Origin of the sequence: Micromonospora deserti, from assembly GCF_003236335.1 — a bacterium.
Classification (GTDB): domain Bacteria; phylum Actinomycetota; class Actinomycetes; order Mycobacteriales; family Micromonosporaceae; genus Micromonospora; species Micromonospora deserti.
On the sequence record NZ_POUB01000498.1, the window covers coordinates 1 to 1,543 of the forward strand.

A 1,543-nucleotide genomic window follows, 5' to 3' on the forward strand; every position below is an offset into this window, starting at 1 on the left:
GTCTGCGCCGGCGCTGGCTGGGTTTGCCGGCCGGTCGGCCGCGCGGAGGGCTCGGTGTCGGGCCGCTGGGTCGGGGTGCCCCCCGCCGGGGTCGGGCCGCTGCCGTCGGCCAGCACCCGGTCGCAGTAGTCGCTCACCTCGTCCCGGCCGCCGGCCGCGCTGATCAGGTCCCCGAAGACTGGGTTGTCCAGGCTCCGGCCCGGATCGACGCTGGCGGCGGCGCGGTACGTCCGGCACAGTCCGACCACCGAGGCGGGCGCATCGAGGTGTCCGTCCACCCCGGCCGACGGCGTGGACCGCTGCCCGGTGCCGCCGGGGGTGGCGGCGGGCGTGGTCGGCGCCGACGAGGCCGGTGGGGTGGTGGGTGCCGACGGGGCCAACGGGTTCGGCAGCGCGCCGCCGGCCGCGGCCAGCGCCACCCCGCCGGTGGCGGCCAGCGCGAGACTGGCCAGCGCGGCCCGTGCGCCGAAGCCGGCGAGGGTGAACCCGCGCCGGGGGCGGCCTGGCTGTCCCAGCGGCGTGCCGGCCCGAGCCAGCTGGTACGCCCGCACCGCGGCGGCCTCTCCGGCGAGCTCACCGGCGTGGGGAGCGGCGCGGACCGCGGTCAGGAGCAGCACGAGCGACCGCGGGCCGTCCCACGGGTCGCCGACGGGACCGCCGAGCAGCCGCTCGGCGGTCTCCTGGTCCATCCGGTGTGCGTTCATCTCGTGTCCCTCAGCGCCGTCGGACCACGAGGCGTCACACGCGCACGGTGTGACGTGGGACAACAACGGCAGGGGCCGGGGGACTCCTCAGGGACGCCCGATCCGCCAGCGGTTGCCGATCGTCCGGTTCGGCGGTCCACTGAATGACATGGGTGGGAGGGTGCCGCCGGTCAGGACCGCCGCCCCCGGGTACGCAACGCGTCCTGCGACCGCTGGTTGACGTCGGCGTCGTCCGGAAAAGGGCGCCGGGATGGTGCCGGGTCTGGCGGCGCGCCCGGTCCGGCCGCCGGCGTACGGGTGGGTTCCACCGACCCGAAGCCGTGCCGGCCCGCCGGGCCGGACGGCCCCGCCGGCGCACCGGCGCGCCGCTCGCCGCGCCGGCCCTCCGGCACGGCGGTCTCCTCGCTGCCCTCGTCCATCGGGTCGTCCTCGCCCACACCCCACGGCGGCTCCATGTCCAGGCCGTCCCGGGTGACCCAGGGGGTGGTCGCCTCCGGTTCGCGCCCGCCCCCGCCACCGCCGCGTCCGCTGTTCCCCGTCATCGCCACCTCACTGGTCGGTCCGCCGGTACCGGACTCGATTGCCCGTCCCGGGCCGCGTCATGCCCTCGCCCGCACCCCGGTCCGGGTCGGTCACCGGTCGCCGCCCGGCGGACGCCCCGCGGGCGCGCCGAGCGGCGCCAGACGTCGACCTCCTCCGCCGCTGCCTGCGCCTCGCCGGCACGCCGGTCGGGCCGCTGGCAGCCGGCGGGGCGCCGGTGGGTGTGCGGACGGTCAGTAGCCGGGCATCGCCATCGCGCGCTTGCGAGCGCCCATCGCGGCGAGCTTGCCCATCCCCTT

General features: G+C 78.3%; 2 protein-coding genes. Both read right to left on the reverse strand.

Going from position 1 to position 1,543, the window contains the following annotated elements:
* A partial coding sequence (locus tag C1I99_RS31515; protein WP_146604110.1) for a hypothetical protein occupies positions 1-704 on the reverse strand: 704 nt, incomplete at its 3' end.
* A 170-nt stretch (positions 705-874) separates the two neighbouring features.
* Positions 875-1,246, reverse strand: coding sequence for a hypothetical protein (locus C1I99_RS31520; RefSeq protein ID WP_111137771.1), 372 nt, complete (start codon positions 1,244-1,246; stop codon positions 875-877).
* Positions 1,247-1,543 lie beyond the last annotated feature (297 nt).